Origin of the sequence: Chryseobacterium sp. POE27 (assembly GCF_039727685.1) — a bacterium.
In the GTDB taxonomy this organism is placed as follows: Bacteria; Bacteroidota; Bacteroidia; order Flavobacteriales; family Weeksellaceae; genus Chryseobacterium.
On record NZ_CP152475.1, the window covers coordinates 819,420 to 837,192 of the forward strand.

The 17,773-nt window shown below is 35.6% G+C and carries 21 protein-coding genes; 7 read left to right on the forward strand and 14 right to left on the reverse strand.

From position 1 onward, the window contains the following. Positions 1 to 10: 10 nt before the first annotated feature. The 8 genes from AAHI02_RS03785 to atpB form a co-directional block, all read right to left on the reverse strand. Complete coding sequence (locus AAHI02_RS03785; RefSeq protein WP_042720934.1) at positions 11 to 316, reverse strand: ATP-dependent Clp protease adaptor ClpS; 306 nt, start codon at positions 314 to 316, stop codon at positions 11 to 13. A gap of 17 nt (positions 317 to 333) precedes the next feature. Then, positions 334 to 1,692: a hemolysin family protein gene (locus AAHI02_RS03790; protein WP_346985506.1), complete on the reverse strand. Its 1,359-nt coding sequence runs from the start codon at positions 1,690 to 1,692 to the stop codon at positions 334 to 336. Positions 1,693 to 1,796: 104 nt separating this feature from the next. Then, positions 1,797 to 2,660, reverse strand: coding sequence for an ATP synthase F1 subunit gamma (gene atpG, locus AAHI02_RS03795; protein ID WP_346985507.1), 864 nt, complete (start codon positions 2,658 to 2,660; stop codon positions 1,797 to 1,799). An 85-nt stretch (positions 2,661 to 2,745) separates the two neighbouring features. Continuing rightward, on the reverse strand, positions 2,746 to 4,323 hold the full coding sequence (gene atpA, locus AAHI02_RS03800; protein ID WP_346985508.1) for a F0F1 ATP synthase subunit alpha: 1,578 nt from the start codon (positions 4,321 to 4,323) through the stop codon (positions 2,746 to 2,748). 18 nt (positions 4,324 to 4,341) lie between these two features. After that, positions 4,342 to 4,878 carry an ATP synthase F1 subunit delta gene (atpH, locus tag AAHI02_RS03805; RefSeq protein WP_346985509.1) on the reverse strand — a complete coding sequence of 179 codons (537 nt, stop codon included), beginning with the start codon at positions 4,876 to 4,878 and terminating at the stop codon, positions 4,342 to 4,344. A gap of 2 nt (positions 4,879 to 4,880) precedes the next feature. Next, complete coding sequence (locus AAHI02_RS03810; RefSeq protein WP_346985510.1) at positions 4,881 to 5,375, reverse strand: F0F1 ATP synthase subunit B; 495 nt, start codon at positions 5,373 to 5,375, stop codon at positions 4,881 to 4,883. A 98-nt stretch (positions 5,376 to 5,473) separates the two neighbouring features. Beyond that, complete coding sequence (locus AAHI02_RS03815; protein WP_007844726.1) at positions 5,474 to 5,692, reverse strand: ATP synthase F0 subunit C; 219 nt, start codon at positions 5,690 to 5,692, stop codon at positions 5,474 to 5,476. Between the two features lie 51 nt (positions 5,693 to 5,743). Continuing rightward, the gene (gene atpB, locus AAHI02_RS03820; RefSeq protein ID WP_346985511.1) at positions 5,744 to 6,862 is read right to left on the reverse strand and encodes a F0F1 ATP synthase subunit A; all 1,119 of its coding nucleotides are present in this window, start codon (positions 6,860 to 6,862) and stop codon (positions 5,744 to 5,746) included. A gap of 461 nt (positions 6,863 to 7,323) precedes the next feature. Between atpB and ffh the strand changes: the two genes are divergently transcribed. Together ffh and AAHI02_RS03830 are read left to right on the forward strand one after the other, a co-directional pair. Next, positions 7,324 to 8,685, forward strand: a complete 1,362-nt coding sequence (gene ffh, locus AAHI02_RS03825; protein ID WP_346985512.1) for a signal recognition particle protein — start codon at positions 7,324 to 7,326, stop codon at positions 8,683 to 8,685. A gap of 31 nt (positions 8,686 to 8,716) precedes the next feature. Then, complete coding sequence (locus AAHI02_RS03830) at positions 8,717 to 8,992, forward strand: TM2 domain-containing protein (RefSeq protein WP_346985513.1); 276 nt, start codon at positions 8,717 to 8,719, stop codon at positions 8,990 to 8,992. Between the two features lie 84 nt (positions 8,993 to 9,076). Here AAHI02_RS03830 and AAHI02_RS03835 read toward each other — a convergent pair whose 3' ends face one another. From AAHI02_RS03835 to AAHI02_RS03860, 6 genes are all read right to left on the reverse strand, one after another. Next, the gene (locus AAHI02_RS03835; protein WP_346985514.1) at positions 9,077 to 9,712 is read right to left on the reverse strand and encodes an OmpW family outer membrane protein; all 636 of its coding nucleotides are present in this window, start codon (positions 9,710 to 9,712) and stop codon (positions 9,077 to 9,079) included. Positions 9,713 to 9,742: 30 nt separating this feature from the next. After that, complete coding sequence (locus tag AAHI02_RS03840) at positions 9,743 to 10,405, reverse strand: outer membrane beta-barrel protein (protein ID WP_346985515.1); 663 nt, start codon at positions 10,403 to 10,405, stop codon at positions 9,743 to 9,745. A 76-nt stretch (positions 10,406 to 10,481) separates the two neighbouring features. Further along, positions 10,482 to 11,099 (reverse strand): outer membrane beta-barrel protein, encoded by a 618-nt coding sequence (locus tag AAHI02_RS03845; protein ID WP_346985516.1) that lies wholly within the window; start codon positions 11,097 to 11,099, stop codon positions 10,482 to 10,484. A 211-nt stretch (positions 11,100 to 11,310) separates the two neighbouring features. Beyond that, the gene (locus tag AAHI02_RS03850; RefSeq protein ID WP_346985517.1) at positions 11,311 to 11,814 is read right to left on the reverse strand and encodes a hypothetical protein; all 504 of its coding nucleotides are present in this window, start codon (positions 11,812 to 11,814) and stop codon (positions 11,311 to 11,313) included. 122 nt (positions 11,815 to 11,936) lie between these two features. Then, the gene (locus AAHI02_RS03855) at positions 11,937 to 12,599 is read right to left on the reverse strand and encodes a porin family protein (protein WP_346985518.1); all 663 of its coding nucleotides are present in this window, start codon (positions 12,597 to 12,599) and stop codon (positions 11,937 to 11,939) included. Positions 12,600 to 12,741: 142 nt separating this feature from the next. Continuing rightward, positions 12,742 to 13,701, reverse strand: a complete 960-nt coding sequence (locus AAHI02_RS03860) for a PhoH family protein (protein WP_346985519.1) — start codon at positions 13,699 to 13,701, stop codon at positions 12,742 to 12,744. Between the two features lie 135 nt (positions 13,702 to 13,836). Here AAHI02_RS03860 and AAHI02_RS03865 point away from each other — a divergent pair, with 135 nt between their 5' ends. The 5 genes from AAHI02_RS03865 (at position 13,837) to rplI (ending at position 17,626) form a co-directional block, all read left to right on the forward strand. After that, positions 13,837 to 14,664, forward strand: a complete 828-nt coding sequence (locus AAHI02_RS03865; RefSeq protein WP_346985520.1) for an SAM-dependent chlorinase/fluorinase — start codon at positions 13,837 to 13,839, stop codon at positions 14,662 to 14,664. A gap of 63 nt (positions 14,665 to 14,727) precedes the next feature. Further along, complete coding sequence (locus AAHI02_RS03870; protein WP_346985521.1) at positions 14,728 to 16,041, forward strand: dihydrolipoamide acetyltransferase family protein; 1,314 nt, start codon at positions 14,728 to 14,730, stop codon at positions 16,039 to 16,041. A gap of 240 nt (positions 16,042 to 16,281) precedes the next feature. After that, on the forward strand, positions 16,282 to 16,623 hold the full coding sequence (rpsF, locus tag AAHI02_RS03875; RefSeq protein ID WP_042723026.1) for a 30S ribosomal protein S6: 342 nt from the start codon (positions 16,282 to 16,284) through the stop codon (positions 16,621 to 16,623). Positions 16,624 to 16,655: 32 nt separating this feature from the next. Then, positions 16,656 to 16,958 carry a 30S ribosomal protein S18 gene (gene rpsR / locus AAHI02_RS03880; protein WP_002979091.1) on the forward strand — a complete coding sequence of 101 codons (303 nt, stop codon included), beginning with the start codon at positions 16,656 to 16,658 and terminating at the stop codon, positions 16,956 to 16,958. Positions 16,959 to 17,116: 158 nt separating this feature from the next. Then, positions 17,117 to 17,626, forward strand: coding sequence for a 50S ribosomal protein L9 (gene rplI / locus AAHI02_RS03885; protein ID WP_346985522.1), 510 nt, complete (start codon positions 17,117 to 17,119; stop codon positions 17,624 to 17,626). Positions 17,627 to 17,773: the final 147 nt, after the last annotated feature.

A 17,773-nucleotide genomic window follows, 5' to 3' on the forward strand; every position in this document is an offset into this window, starting at 1 on the left:
ACCGGATAATTTATACTATTTCGCTTGTTAATTCTCTTGAAAGCAGTTTTTCGTGCATCGGCTTCAGAATATCCAAAGAACCCGTTTTCACGGTGCATTTACCTTTAAAATGAACTAATATCGTACATTGCTCTGCCTGTTCCAGCGTATGTTTACAGATTTCTATAAGGCAATCGATCACATAGTCGAAGGTATGAACATCATCATTATGTAAAACCAATTTATAAACTTCATCCGTATCGTCGAGCACAAGAACCTCTTCTTCATATTTACGTTTCGGATCGTCGTAATCTTTTATACTGTTATAAAAAATCATTATAATTTGTTTAAAAATTAAACCTCTCCTATTTTTTCTGCCAAATCATTGATATTGTTTGGTGCTTCATATACAAGCTCAACAAGTTCAACACTTTTATTATTCATTTTTAATATTTTAAAATGATAGTTATCAAGGTCAAACTCCTGATTTTCTTCCGGAATATCTTCTAAGGCATGAAGAATGAAACCTGCCAACGTATTATACTCGCTCTCTTCTGAAAGAGGCAGTTTTTTAGGGATAAACTCATTAATTTCGTCTAAAGGCTGAGTCGCCTGAACCCAAAAGGTATTCTCAGCAATCTTATCTACGACTTTCTCCTCGTCATCTTCTTCATCCTGAATCTCACCTACCAGCTCTTCAAGAATATCTTCAAGAGTAATAATTCCTTCTGTCCCTCCAAATTCGTCTATGACAATCGCTAGGTGCTGTTTTTTCTGTTGGAAAATTTTCAGGAGGTCTGATATTTTTTTACTTCCTACAACAAAAAATGCATCACGCATTAGTTCTTTTAGATCTTCATGACTCAGCTCTCCTTTCCTTTTAACAAATTCTCTGATGATCTCCTTGGTATAAAGAATACCGATAACGTTATCAATAGAATCTACATATACCGGAATTCTGGAATATCCGCTATCCATGATTTTGTTGATAATTTCATTGACATCTTCTTCAAAATCGATAGATGTAATATTTTGTCGGGGAACCATGATCTGTTTGGCAGAATGATCCGTAAAATCAAATGCATTTTTGATGATTTCGTAGTTTTCTTCCTCAATTTCGCCGCTGTCTGCACTTTGTTTTACCAAAAGCTGAAGCTCTTCCGTAGAGTGAATCTCATGTTCTGAAGCCGGATGAATTTTTACCAATCTTAAAAATGTATTAGACATTAAATTCATCAACCATATAAAAGGTTTAAAAACAGTATAAAAAACCCTCAGCGGAATGGCAGTTGCCATCGTGGTAGCCTCTGATTTTCTGATTGCAATCGACTTCGGAATAAGTTCTCCGAAAACAATATGCATAATAGTAATTAAAACAAAACTTGTAATTACGGAAATTGAGGTAACCGTAGTTTCAGTAAGATTAATATTAAGTGAACTGAAAATATTTTCAACAATATGATGCAATGCACTTTCTCCTACCCAACCTAGGGCAAGAGAAGCCAAAGTAATACCTAGCTGTGTTGCAGACAGGTATTCATCAAGATGTTTGATGATATGCTCCGCCTGCTTTGCCATAGAATTTCCTTCTGCAGCTTTTATTTGGATTTGTGAATAACGAACTTTAACGATTGAAAATTCTGCGGCTACGAAAAAGCCATTAAGTAAAACAAGTAATAAGGCTAGCAAAAGCCTGACTATGTCCGAGTCCATTTAGAAGTTGTATATAATTTATTGATACAAATATATACAAAATAAAAATAACAAAAAAAGCATCGTGGTATATACGATGCTTTAATATTGTAGAAAATACTTATTTAAGAATTTTTCAAGGCTTCTGCTCCTGAAACGATTTCAAGGATTTCGTTCGTAATAGCAGCCTGTCTTGCTTTGTTGTAGAAGATCTTCAGATCATTTCTCAAAGCTTCAGCATTGTCAGTTGCTTTATGCATTGCGGTCATTCTTGCACCGTGCTCTGATGCCACAGAATCCAGAACAGCTTTGAAAACCTGTGTTTTTATTGATTTAGGAATCAGATTATCAAGAATTTCCGTTCTGTTTGGTTCAAAAATATAGTCTGTCTCTGTTTGAGGTTCGCTCGTTTCAGGCATAGAGATCGGAAGAAGCTGCTCTGTAGTAACTTCCTGAGTCGCTGCATTAACGAATTTATTGTAAATAAGGTAAACTTCATCAAACTTACCTTCTCTGAAGCTCGTCATTACTCCTTCTGTAACGTTTGCCACCACATCAAAGTTCAGGTTATCATACACAGAGCTTGCATTAGTGTACACTGTACGATTTCTTCTTACAGCATCAAAAGCCTTTTTACCAACAGGAAGAACCTCAATTTCATATTGAGAATTATGCTGAAACTGTAGATTAAGCTCTTTTACAATAGAAGAGTTGAAAGCACCTGCCAAACCTCTGTTTGAAGTAACAGCAATGAAAAGAACTCTTTTCACTTCTCTTTTCTGAGCATAAACAGAAATCTGATCAGGATCTGAGCTGGAATTTACATTCTGGATAAGCTCCTGTAATTTTTCAGAATAAGGTCTTAACATTACGATAGCGTCTTGTGCTTTTTTCAGTTTCGCAGCGGAAACCATTTTCATAGCACGTGTAATCTGCATCGTAGATGAAATTGACGTAATTCTACCTCGTATTTCTTTTAAGTTTGCCATATTGGGTTAGTTGTTGGTTGTCGGTTGTTGGTTGCTAGTTTTAGAAAATTCTGTCAACTATCAACCAAAAACCATCAACTAATTTTTAGTTATATTTAGAAGCTAAATCATTAGCTGCCTGCTTAAGAACACCAGTGATTGAATCATCGATTTTTCCAGCTTTGATAGCAGCCATTGTATCAGGATGCTTAGATCTTAGGAACTCGATGTACTCGATCTGGAATTCTTTTACTTTTCTGATAGGAACATTTCTCAATAAATTCTCTGTTCCGGCGTAGATCATCGCCACCTGGCTGTCTACAGGAAGTGGAGAGTTTACCGGCTGCTTAAGGATTTCCACGTTTCTTTCTCCTTTAGAAATTACCGCTAGTGTAGCAGCATCAAGGTCAGAACCGAACTTAGCAAACGCCTCTAATTCTTTATATTGAGCCTGGTCTAATTTAAGTGTACCAGAAACTTTTTTCATTGATTTGATCTGCGCATTACCTCCAACTCTCGATACAGAGATACCTACGTTAATCGCAGGACGGACCCCTGAGTTGAATAGATCAGACTCCAGGAAGATCTGTCCGTCTGTAATAGAGATTACGTTTGTTGGAATATACGCAGAAACGTCACCCGCCTGTGTTTCGATAATTGGAAGAGCAGTTAATGAACCACCACCTTTTACGATTGGTCTTAAAGACTCAGGTAAATCGTTCATCTGGCTAGCGATTTGGTCATCAGCGATAACTTTCGCAGCTCTTTCCAGTAATCTTGAGTGAAGATAGAAAACGTCTCCAGGATAAGCTTCACGGCCCGGTGGTCTTCTCAAAAGTAGAGAAAGCTCACGGTAAGCAACCGCTTGTTTAGATAAATCATCATAAACGATCAATGCCGGTCTACCGGAATCTCTGAAGAACTCACCGATCGCAGCACCTGCCATTGCAGAATATACCTGCATTGGAACCGGATCTGATGCATTAGCCGCAACAATTACTGTATAAGCTAAAGCTCCTTTATCTGATAATGTTTTGACGATTTGCGCTACAGTAGACGCTTTTTGTCCGATAGCAACATATATACAATATACAGGATTACCTGCTTCAAAGAATTCTTTTTGGTTGATGATCGTATCGATCGCAACAGTAGTTTTACCTGTCTGTCTGTCACCGATGATCAGCTCTCTCTGCCCTCTTCCTACAGGAATCATAGAGTCGATCGCAACAATACCTGTCTGTAAAGGCTCAGTTACCGGCTGTCTGAAAATTACTCCGGGAGCTTTTCTTTCCAATGGCATTTCGTATAAATCTCCTGCGATAGGACCTTTACCATCGATAGGGTTACCAAGAGTATCCACTACTCTTCCTAACATTCCTTCTCCTACTTTAATAGAAGAGATTCTGTTTGTTCTTTTTACGGTATCTCCTTCTCTTACTAATTTACTTTCACCAAGTAGAGCAACCCCCACGTTGTCTTCTTCAAGGTTTAGTACAATACCTTCTACATCACTAGAAAATTTCACCAACTCTCCGTATTGTACGTTTTCTAACCCGTATACACGAGCAATACCATCACCGATGGTTAAAACTGTACCTACTTCCTCAACGTTTGATTGAGTATCGAAGTTGGCCAATTGCTGTTTTAAGATCGCAGATACTTCTGCCGGATTTATTTCTGCCATTGTATGGTTGTTTTTTCTTTAATTTAATTGAAAATCTTTTTTCACATGGTTCAATTTCGATCTTACCGATGCATCTACCTGCTGATCGCCAACTCTTAAAATGTATCCACCTAAAATTTCAGGCTTTACATTTACTGCTAAATCAAAATTTGAATTATTTACCAAATCGGTAGATTTCAGGATCTGTTCGATATTTTCATTGGAAAGCTGAGTAGCTATCGTAAGAGTCACTCGTTGTACTCCGTTGATATCTTCAACTTTATTGATGAATTCCTGAGCAATATTCTTCAGTTGTTTTTCTCTTCCGTGTCTGATAACCAAGGTGATCAAATTCTTTGAAGAAACTGATAAACCTTTGAAAATCTCATTTGCTACTTCTACTTTCTTTTTAGAATCGATGTAGGGAGTCATGAAGAATTTGTTTAGGTCCGCAGACTCTTTCATGATCTTCACTACATCTTTCATTTCAGAAAATACAGTAGCCGTCTGCCCTGATTCGTTTGTGAAATCAAGTAAACCTTGTGCGTATCTTTTAGCTACTTTAGATGTAAGCATTATTAGTTAAGATTTGATTTGTTTAAATAATTTTGAACTAATTCATTCTGAGCCTCGCTGTTATCAAGCTTTTGCTTAAGAATAGATTCTGCGATGTTTACTGATAAAGCACCAATCTGAGTTTTGATATCTGCCATTGCAGCATTTTTCTCAGCATTGATCGTTTGTTTAGCGGCTTCGATTAATTTATCACCTTCAGCTTTAGCCACATCTTTAGCCTCACCTACGATTCTATCTTTAATTTCTCTTGCCTCTTTAAGGATAGCATCTCTTTCGATTTTTGCTTCACGAATGATTCTTTCGTTATCCTCTTTTAAAGTTTCCATTTCTTTTCTTGCCAATGTAGCCTGGTTAAGAGCATCAACAATAGAAGTTTCTCTGTCGTTAATCGCATTAACAATCGGTTTCCAAGCGAATTTAGCTAGAAGAAATAATAGGATAACAAAAGTAAGGGTCATCCAAAACAAAAGTCCAATTCCAGGTTCTATAATTCCCATATCTGTAGATTTCTTTTTTAGTGTTATTTTATGGATTTTTTAAAATTCTTAGCAGCAGCCAACCGCTTTACTGCTAAGAATGCTTTTTGTGAGGATAATTACTTGATGAAAGCACCAAAGATAATCGCGATAAGACCAGCTCCTTCGATAAGACCAGCAGCAATAAGCATTGCTCCTTGAATCTTACCAGCTTGCTCAGGCTGTCTAGCGATAGCGTCCATTGCATGACCTCCGATTTTTCCGATACCAAGACCTACTCCTAGTACTGCTAAACCGATACCTACGTAAATTAATCCTGCTCCAGTTGATAAATCCATAATAAATAAATTATATTAGTTAAAAATTATTTTTTTAATATTTTCTTTTAATTAGTGAGCGTGTTCTTCATGTCCATGCTCATGCTCGTGTTCTGCTACTGCGATACCGATAAACAAAGCAGATAATACAGTAAAGATATACGCTTGCAATGCTGCTACTAATAATTCCAATACGGAAACAAATAATGCTAAAGGCACAGACGCAAATCCTAAGAATGGAGACTTGAAAATGAAGATTAACGAAATAATCGCCAAGATCATAATGTGCCCCGCTGTAACGTTAGCGAAAAGTCGCATCATTAAAGCAAAAGGCTTTGTAAAAATCCCGATAATCTCAATTGGAACCATGATAGGATACAACAGAATTGGTACTGGTGGCATAAAGATGTGTTTCCAGTAATCTTTATTGGCACTGAATAGTGTAATTAATAAAGTTATGATTGCCAAAACAGCCGTAATCGCGATATTACCTGTAAGGTTTGCTCCAAAAGGAAAGAAAGGAATTAATCCGAATAAGTTATTAAACCAGATAAAGAAAAATGCTGTTAATAAATAAGGCATATATCTTTTGTATTTAACAGATCCGATATTTGGAATTGCCACTTCATCTCTTATGAATACAATCACAGGTTCCAATAATTTCCCTGCGCCTTTTGGTAACTGAGATTTTTTATAGTTTCTTGCCATTCCTATGAAAATAAATGCCATAAAAATTACTGACAGAAACATTGATGCTGCATTCTTAGTAATTGAAAGATCAAAGAAAACTTCATTTGCTTTTTGCTTTCCGCTGATGATTGAAAACAAAGTTGCTTTCTGAATACCTTTAGTAGAAACTACCTGTCCGTCTTCTAAAGTATATCCGTCATGTTCGTGGCCATGAGCGATACTTTTAGAAAGAAAAGTGTGCCACCCCTCATTATCCTTAATAATAACAGGCAACGGAACAGAAACATGATGCTCTTCACCACTGTCATCTTTTGTAGTCCATAAGTGCCATTCATTTGAATCACCGATGTGTTCCATGATCATTTTCGTAGCATTAAAACCTTCTTTCTGCTCTATCTTTTCTGCCGGCTCTTCGCCATTAGAAGCATGCTGAGCAATAGCTAAACTGCTCACAAACACAAGTAAAAATGCGAAAAACAATGAAGAAATCTTTCTATTCATATCTCTTTTTTTAATCGTGTGCAAATATATCGATTTTATTAAACTTTACCAATACTAAAAATTGATTTTTATCATCAAAAAAATCAGGATTTATTAATGAGTTTTATTATAGGTATATATATAAAGAGTGATGCGACTATAAAACATATCACTATTAATAGAAAATTTTCTTTTGTTTTATCAATTATCATTAAAGAAATTATAAGCCAGATAATATCTTTTGATATATTAAGTGATAAGAACTTCATTGCTGCATTTGCTTTACCGTGAATATATCTCTTAAATAGTGTGAATACAAAAACATTTAATATAAAGATCAGCAATATAACAATCAAACTATCCATAAAATTCATCTGGCAAAAATAGAATTATAATTTTGAAGTATCAAAAATCTCTATTCTTAATATATAATATATACTAAAAATTTCCTTATTTTTGCAAACCTATAATTTACAATAAATATGTTTAACAGTTTACAGGATAAATTAGACAAAGCGCTTCATAATATTTCAGGACGTGGAAAAATCACGGAAATCAATGTTGCGGAAACCGTAAAAGAAATTCGTAGAGCATTGGTGGATGCCGATGTTAATTATAAAGTTGCAAAAGATCTTACCAAAAGAGTTCAGGATAAAGCTTTAGGACAAGACGTTCTTACATCGCTTACTCCGGGACAGCTGATGACGAAAATCGTTCATGATGAATTGGTAGATTTAATGGGAGGCTCCCAGGAAGGAATCAACCTTTCAGGAAAACCTTCTGTAATTCTTATTGCAGGTCTTCAGGGTTCCGGTAAGACTACATTTTCAGGAAAATTAGCTAATTATTTACAAACAAAAAGAAATAAAAAACCTCTTTTGGTGGCATGTGACGTTTATCGTCCGGCCGCGATTGATCAGCTTAAAGTATTAGGCGGACAAATTGGAGTTCCCGTTTTCACCGAAGAAGGTTCTACAAATCCTTCTACGATTGCTGAAAACGCGATTAATTTTGCTAAATCTAATGGTCACGATATCGTCATTGTGGATACCGCAGGTCGTCTGGCGATTGACGAGCAGATGATGAATGAGATCAAAACGGTTCATTCTACCATTAAACCAAACGAAACATTATTCGTTGTTGACTCAATGACGGGTCAGGATGCTGTAAATACAGCAAAAGCGTTTAATGATGCTTTAAATTTTGATGGGGTGGTTTTAACTAAATTAGACGGCGATACCCGTGGTGGAGCTGCTTTAACCATTCGTTCGGTAGTAGAAAAACCTATCAAATTCATTTCTACCGGTGAGAAAATGGAAGCTTTAGACGTTTTCTACCCGGAAAGGATGGCAGACAGAATCCTGGGAATGGGAGACGTTGTTTCCCTGGTAGAAAGAGCTCAGGAACAATTTGACGAAGAGGAAGCCAAAAAACTTCATAAGAAGATTGCTAAAAACGAATTTGGTTTTGATGATTTCTTAAAGCAGATCAACCAGATCAAAAAGATGGGTAATATGAAGGATCTAATGGGGATGATCCCGGGAGTTGGAAAAGCGATCAAAGATGTGGAAATCAGCGATGATGCATTCAAACATATCGAAGCGATCATTTATTCAATGACTCCTGAAGAAAGAAGAAGACCCTCCATCATCAATACTCAGAGAAAAAACAGAATTGCCAAAGGAGCAGGAAGAAAAATTGAAGATGTAAATCAATTGATGAAGCAGTTTGACCAGATGGGAAAAATGATGAAAATGATGCAGGGGCCTCAGGGTAAACAAATGATGCAGATGATGAGCAAAATGCCAAATATGCCGGGAATGGGCGGAATGTTCGGTAAATAAACACACCAAAAACAATTAAAAAAATATTACTATGGAAGTTTACGAAAAACAAGGAAATTACAATCAACCTTACAAATCAGAGAAAAAAGTAGCAGCCGGTATCCTCGCTATTCTTTTGGGTGGACTAGCCATTCATAAATTTTATTTAGGATATACTAAAACTGGAATTATTCAGTTAATTCTAAGTCTTGTAACCTGCGGTACCGTTGGAGGACTTATCGGTTTGATTGAAGGCATTATTTATCTTACAAAATCAGATGAGGATTTCGACAGAACCTATGTTCAGAATCAAAAAGAATGGTTCTAAAGACCATGTTCTTATTAAATTAAATATAAAATCCGACTCAGTATTGAGTCGGATTTTTTTCGTTTTTATCTTAAATAAAATTAATTATTTATCAGATTTTTGAGCTTTTCCTTTGATGAAATAAGAGAAACCTACGTTTACTCCGAAAGTTTTCACATTTGTTTTTACATCTGTGTTCATGATCGTTTCTTTATTAGAGAATTGGTCATAAGAAACTCCCAGGTTAAGCCCTAAAGACTGAGTAGCCATATAAGTTACCCCTCCTTTTACTTTCCATGCAAGACCATCAGTAGTTGTTTCATTTGATGCAATCATACCCATGAAATTAGTTTCTCCGCTGTTTTTTACAGAAGCATACCCGATTCCTGCACCTAAGAAAGGAACCAATTTGCTAGAATTCGTAAAATAATAAGTAGCAGTTGGCATTACAGAGAAGCTGCTTGTTTTAGATTTAAGGCCTTCATACTTCGTTGTAGCGTTGATGTATCCAAGTTCGATACCTACAGCTAATCTGTCGATAACGAAATACCCTACTGAAGGAGAAACAGAGAATGTGTTTACTTTAGGTCCGTCTACAGACTGATCTCCAACTTTAACTGTAGTTGTAACGTTGTTGAAACCTACTCCGGTATCTCCACTGATTACCCAGTCACCTTTAGTCATTTGGGCATTTGATAATCCAAAAAGTGCAACAGCACCTGCTAGTAATAGTTTTTTCATGATTTTTTATTTATAAAAGTTTATTATTAATTATTTAGCAAAAACATATTTTACTCCGAACATCACCGAAGATAAATTAAGTCCAAAATTGAATGTATCAGTTCCGTTATCCTGATCTTTAATTTTTGTGTTTTTATAACCAAACTCTCCAATTGTAGCCTCAATCGTCCAGTTTTTATTGATAAAATAATCTAATCCCGGCTTCACATTTACACCAAAAGAAGTATATTTCTGTTCGATAGACATACTCTGAAAATATGTGTATCCATTAATATCAAAATAATTTAATTGTAAATCTGCCGTACGTTTTCCAATTTCAATGGGAACTTCAAGCTGTCCGAAAATATATAATTTATCTGAAAGCGTCCAGTATTTTCTGATGAATGGTTGTGCTGTAAAAGCATTTGTTTTAATGATTGTTTGCACCGTTTCAATACCAGATCCGATATTAGTAATATCTTTATGATCTGCTCTGCTTCCGGTATAACCGATTCCTGTACCGACAGCCAAATTAGGAGCAATAAAAATACCGACAGTTGGCACAACACTGAAGTTCTGATCTTTACTATCTGTATTGTTATCTTTTTCCTGAGAATAACCTACCTGTCCTGATAGATAAACGGTACCTGTTTTAATCTGGGCATTAGAAAGCCCGAAAAATGCGACAGCAGTTGCAAGCAATATTTTTTTCATGGTTTTAATTACAATAGTTAAAAGTGGAAAAGTCCTAAGCAAAAACTTAGGACTTTATCTTTGTATGTTTTGTTCATTATTTAGCAAAAACATATTTAACACCGAAAGTAACTGAAGATAAGTTTAATCCAAAGTTGAAGTTGTCAGTGCTTTTATCAAGATCTTTGTATTTGAAGTTGTTGTATCCGAATTCTCCGATCGTAGCTTCGATAGACCAGTTTTTGTTTAAGAAATAATCTAACCCTGGTTTTACGTTTACACCGATTGAAGTGAATTTAGATTCAGTATTGAACTGAGAAGCAGTACCACTGTATTCAGCTTTATCTTTACCAAATGCCATTGGAACTTCCAATTGTCCGAAGATATAGAACTTTTCTCCTACAGTCCAGTATTTTCTTACGAAAGGAGCTACTACAATTGCATCAGTTGAAAGTTTAGTTTCAACATTCGTTAACGCACTTGTTGAAGTTGTGGAGCTGTTTGCATAACCTACACCTAAACCAACAGCAACATTATTTCCTACGAAATATCCAACAGTAGGTACAATTGTAAAATCTTCTACTTTAGCATCAGTATTGTTATTCTGAGTTGAAGAATAACCTACCTGTCCTGATAAATAAGTAGTTCCTTTAGCGATCTGAGCATTAGATAATCCGAAAAGTGCAACAGCACCTGCTAATAATACTTTTTTCATTTTATTAAAAATTTAATACTTTCTGGCGGCAAATTTACAGTGGTACCTCTGAATATTAAAATTTGTTAATGTGATTAATATCATTGACTAATATTAGCATTTTCCGGGAATAATGTTTATTAAAATATAGGCTTTGATTTTTTCACAATTTTTTGAATAAAAAAACTCCAATTTTTCAATTGGAGTTGAATATGATTGATTTTTAAAAATTTTACTTAAGGAAGAAATTTGCCCCAAAGTTGATCGCCCCGAAATTAAATCGGTCGTCACCGCGCCAGTAATGATCCTTATATTTGCTGCCAATATTCTGGAACCCAAGATAAAGTTCTACATTTTTCATCTGATATCCTACCCTTGGAGCCACATACAATCCGCTGTTAATATAATTTCTTGTGGAAATAGCTGCTCCCAGATCCAATCCTACGAAAAGAGGAAGCTTGTTAAATGTATATTTTCCGGAAACTGCAATAGGCACAAAACCAAAATCATCTACGTTGTCTTTTCCAAAAAAATGAGAATATCCTGTAGTTGCACCGATATCCAGCCCTTTAGTGATGTTCCACATATAAGCAGCATCAATGCCTAAAGTTACACTAGCCGCATCAGCTGCATCACCAAGTGGAGCACCAATATGCCCACCAAGCCTGAAACCCTCCTGCGCCTGCGCAACACCACCTAAAAGTGCAAAAGCACCCAGTAATAATAATTTTTTCATTTTTAAATAGTTTAAATAGTTAAATTATCCGAATTGTTATTCACGAAAATGTGGTATCTGAAAACCACAAAAAAAGCGGAACAAATTTTGTACCGCTTTGATTTTTTTGAAAAATAAAATTCTTAGTTTCCTCCGAATTTGAAGCCTACACCAATCTGAGCAAAACTGTTGGTAATTTTACCACCACTTCCGTCGTTAGAAAGGTTAGAAACTCCCAAACTGTATCTTGCATCAAAGAATAGTCCGTTTTCCAACATATATTCTACGCCTACAAATGGAGCAATATTTAATTTCTTGATGTCATCTTTAATATCCACTTCACCATTCTCACCCTCTATCTCCATATCCATAAAGTCTGAACCGATTACAGTTTTTTGTTTTGCTGTAAGAATAATTCCGAAGTTGGCACCCGCAGCAACCGAAAAATTTTCCGTTATGAAATATTTTGCAGAAATCGGGACCAAAAGAGTTCCCAAATTAACCTTAGTTTGCTCCCCTACGTAAAGAAGTCCTGCATTTACACCATCAATTTTCTCTTTTCCTCCAAGTGGAGAGTACAAAACTTCCGCCTGAAAACCAAAATTATCATTGATCTTATATTCTGCCATACCTCCGATATAAAACGTATATTTAGGATCCATACTTCTTTTTCCTAAATCGTCCTGTTTTTCATCAATTTTAAGAGTTGACATAGCGAATCCTGCTTTAGGTCCGAATCTGAATTCCTGAGCATTCACGCTCATTCCCATGATGGCAACTGATGCCAGAAGTAAAAATTTCTTCATGATATAAAAGTTTTTTAAGTAGTTCGCTGGCAAAAATAAACTTTTTTTTCAAAATTCAAACAACTGTGAGTTTTATTTTATATTAAAAAAAATACAGGATAGTATAACTTCCTGTATTATAATATACTTATAAGATATATTCTTAATCATTTCTATGCTTTTTTTCCTCATCGTTGTACGCCAGAATGATCTTTTTGACCACAGGATGCCTTACAACATCTTCTTCATTAAGGTGTACAAATCCTATTTCTTTCACATCTTTCAAAATCCTCATGGCTTCTTTCAGACCGGATTGCTGTTTGGGCGGAAGATCGACCTGGCTCGGATCTCCTGTTATGATAAACTTAGCATTCATACCCATTCTGGTCAGAAACATTTTCATCTGAGAATGCGTGGTGTTCTGCGCTTCATCCAGAATAACAAAAGCATCATCCAGTGTCCTTCCTCTCATGAACGCCAACGGCGCTACTTCAATCACTTTCTTTTCAATGAATCCTTCCAGCTTCTCATGAGGAATCATATCGCGTAGCGCATCATATAACGGCTGCAAATACGGATCCAGCTTTTCTTTAAGGTCACCCGGCAAAAATCCAAGACTCTCCCCTGCTTCTACGGCAGGTCTCGTCAAAACAATTCTTTTTACAGCTTTATCTCTCAAAGCTCTCGCCGCAAGAGCCACACTGGTGTACGTTTTACCCGTTCCCGCAGGCCCGATTGCGAAAACCATATCTTTTTTCTCAGTTTCTTTAACCAGTTTTTTAAGATTCGTGGTTTTGGCTTTAATGATTTTACCATTTACCCCTTTTACGATGATATCCTGATCAAAGACAAGCTGTTTTTCATGTTCATCTTTAATATTGAGAATATTTTCAACATCTTTAAGATCAATAGAATTATTTTTTGAGATAAATTTTACAATGTCATCCAGTTTTAGTTTAAAAATATCAAGCGCCTCCTGATTTCCCATCGCAAAGATATAATGGTCTCTACCAGTGATTTTAAGGGTAGGAAAAGTAGATTTTATTAAATTGAAATATTGGTTATTAACTCCATAGAAGATTTTCGCATCGATATCCTCCAAATCATATGTTAATTCAAACATGCAGTATTTTTATTAATTTAGAACTTAAATGTAAAACTTTTTTTTGGAAATTTAAATCAAATTCTTTTCCACAATCTTTCGGGCATTCTTTTTATTTTAAATAAATTTGCATTTCTACTATTCTATAAACAATCAATGTCAATTATTACACTTACTTCAGATTTCGGAAATTTGGATTACAGAGTTGCCGCTGTGAAAGGCAGTATTCTTTCTCTGAATCAGAAAGTTAATATTATTGATATCACTCATGGCATCCAGGCTTTCAACCTTGTGCAGACATCGTACATTGTCAGAAATGCCTATAAACATTTTCCGAAAGGCACAATTCATATAATTTCTGTGGACAGTTTCCACAACAAATCAAGAAAAAATATTGTGTATAAAGCAGACGGACATTACTTTATTGCTGCCGACAATGGACTTTTAAGCCTAATTTTTTTTGATATTAAACCTGAAGCGATCTACGAAATAACTTTAAATAACCGATTTGACGATATTGTAAATTTTACATCAACCGATGTTTTTGTGCCTGCAGCAGTACACCTGGCCAATGGCGGACTGCCCGAAGTAATCGGAAGAAAAATCGATACTGCCAAGCAGCTTCTGTTCCCGAAACCTGTTTTTAATGAATCTGAAAAAATGATTATCGGCGAGGTAACCTATATTGATAATTTCGGAAATATAATATCAAATATCAGCAAAGATTTTTTTGAAAGTTCAGGTAAAGGATATGAAAATTTCACTATAAAATTCAGAAATTTAAGTCTTTCAAGAATATTCCAGAGCCACACAGAAGTAGTTTCTGACTGGGAAAGAGAAACGGAATTCCATGGGCAATCTGCAGCTATTTTCAATGACAGTCAGCTTTTGGAGCTAACGATCTATAAAGGGAGCAGAAAAAATGGCGCAAAATCTCTGTTCGGTCTTAATGTCGGAGAGAATATTTACATTGAATTTTTCTAAAATTTAATATTTCATAAAAAAATCGATTTTTTTTATATATTTGTCAAAATCTAAAAATTAAAAATGGCAGAGTACAAATTATTGCTTCCTTCCATGGGAGAAGGTGTTATGGAAGCGACAATTATCACTTGGTTGTTCAACGAAGGCGATATTGTAAAAGAAGATGATTCCGTAGTGGAGATTGCAACTGACAAAGTAGATTCAGACGTTCCGACACCAGTTTCGGGGAAAATCGTAAAGATTTTAAAACAGAAAGACGAGGTTGCAAAAGTAGGCGAAGCTATTGCTATTTTAGAAATTGAAGGAGAAGGAAATATTCCTGCCTCCGAAGAAATAACTGTAGAAACACAAGCTCCTGCACCGGATACTGAAATTTTAAAAACGATAGAAGAACCGTTAAAAGTATCTGCTTCCACCGAGTTTTCGGGAGATCTTTATCTTTCTCCGCTTGTAAAATCAATCGCACAACAGGAAAATATTTCTGAAACTGAGCTGAAATCTATCAAAGGAAGCGGTTTGGAAGGAAGAATTACAAAAGAAGATATTTTAGCATACGTTAAAAACAAAGGAAGCCAGCCGGCCCCACAAGCGGCTCCGGTACAACAGGCTGCTCCTGCAATACAAACGACAGCAACATCTGCTCCTGCTTCTACTATCACAGCAGCGGCGGGTGACGAGATCATTCCTATGGACAGAATGAGAAAGATCATTGCTGAAAATATGGTAAAAGCGAAACAGATTGCTCCTCACGTTACTTCTTTTATTGAAACTGACGTTACCAACGTCGTAAAATGGAGAAATAAAAATAAAGCTGTTTTCGAAAAACGAGAAGGTGAAAAACTAACTTTCATGCCGATTTTCGTAAAGGCGGTGGTGAAAGCAATTCAAGATTTCCCGATGATCAACGTGTCTATAAACGGTGAAAATATCATCAAAAAGAAAAACATCAACATTGGTATGGCAACTGCTTTACCGGATGGAAACCTTATTGTTCCTGTCATCAAAAATGCGGATCAGCTATCTCTTTCAGGATTGGCAAAAGCGATCAATGATTTAGCTTACAGAGCAAGAAACAAAAAATTAAGACCCGAAGATACTCAAGGGGCTACTTACACCATTTCTAACGTCGGAAGCTTTGGAAACCTTATGGGAACACCAATTATTCCTCAGCCTCAGGTTGCAATATTGGCAATCGGAGCCATCGTTAAAAAGCCTGCGGTTCTTGAAACTGCTGACGGTGATGTAATTGCGATCAGAAACTTAATGTTCATGTCTCATTCTTATGATCACAGAGTTGTTGACGGTTCTTTAGGCGGAATGATGCTGAAACACGTTCACGATTACCTTCAAAATTGGGATCTGAATACTGAAATATAAGTAATGAGTAATTGGTAATAAGTAATTTTCCAATATAAATACAAAACCTTCGGATTTCCGGAGGTTTTTTTGATTTATTTTAAACCTTAGTCCAATTCTTAGAAATGATATAATTTCATCTGTTGACACTAATCGGTTTTATTTTACTAATATTATTGATTTACTCCCACAATCTCTTGTATATTACAAATAATTTAAATACTTTTGCACCTCGAAATAATTAACAAATTTATTTACATTATGAACAATTACGAAACTGTTTTCATTTTAACTCCCGTTCTATCTGATGCACAGGTGGAGGAAGCAGTGAACAAGTATGTAGATCTTATCAAAGAAAAGAACTGCGAAATCGTTGCTAAAGAAAACTGGGGATTAAAAAAATTAGCTTACCCAATCCAATTGAAAAAGAACGGATTCTACACTTTAATCGAATTTAAAGGTGAAGGTTCTGTAGTTGCTGATTTAGAATTAGCATTCAAGCGTGACGAGAGAGTAATCCGTTACCTTACTACAAAACTAGACAAACACGCTGTTGACTACGCTGTAACAAGAAGAGCAAAAGTAAAATCAGCTAAAGCTTAATTATTAACCCTATTTTTTAAAAAAGACAAGACATGGCAATAGACGAAATGGCTAAACAAGCCTCAGCTGGAGGAGAATCTGAAGTAAAATTTCTTACTCCGCTTGATATCAATACAAAATCTGAAAAGAAATATTGTAGATTCAAAAAATATGGGATTAAGCACGTTGATTACAAAGATGCTGATTTCTTATTACAATTCGTAAACGAACAAGGTAAAATCTTACCAAGAAGATACACAGGAACTTCTTTAAAATACCAAAGAAAAGTTTCTGCTGCAATCAAAAGAGCAAGACACCTTGCGTTACTACCATACGTAGCAGACTTATTGAAATAAAAAAATTGCAATTAGCCACTAGCTTTGAGCTTTTGGCTTTTTGTTGCTGAATAAATAATTAATTCTAACTTGATTTTAGATAATAGATTTCAGATTATAAGGCAGAATGTCTAACATCTGATTTTCTAACTTCTAACATCTAAAAAAGGACAACAACAATGGACATTATCCTAAAAAAAGACGTAGAAAACTTAGGTCTTGAATTTGACACAGTAAGTGTAAAGCCTGGTTACGCAAGAAACTTCTTAATCCCACAAGGGTACGCACTTTTAGCTACACCTAAAAATAAGGCAGCTTTAGAGGCTACTTTAGAAGCTAGAAAAGAAGAAGAGGCTAAATTAATCTCTGCTGCAAACGCTGTAGTTGAACAATTGAAGAAAACTTCTATTACAATCCCTGCAAAAGTAGGTTCTGGTGATAAATTATTCGGTTCTATCAACAATGCAGATCTTTCTGCTGCTCTTGAAAAAGCTGGAGTATCTGTAGAGAAAAAATACATCAAAATCCCAGGAAACACGATCAAGAGAACTGGTAAAGTGACTGCAAACATCAGATTACACAGAAATGTTGAGTACAATTTCGAATTCGACATCGTATCTGACGCTCCGGCAGAAGCTCCAAAAGCAGCTCCTGCTAAAAAAGAAGAAGCTCCTTCTGAAGAAGCTTAATCAGAAAAGAATTTTCATTATACAAAACCATCTCTTTCGAGATGGTTTTTTTACATTCTATAGCAGTCTCTTTTATCTATTTTTTCAAAGTAACTATTTAATCATTCTTTAATTCACCTTAGGCAAATTATTTGCTTTAGTTTCGGA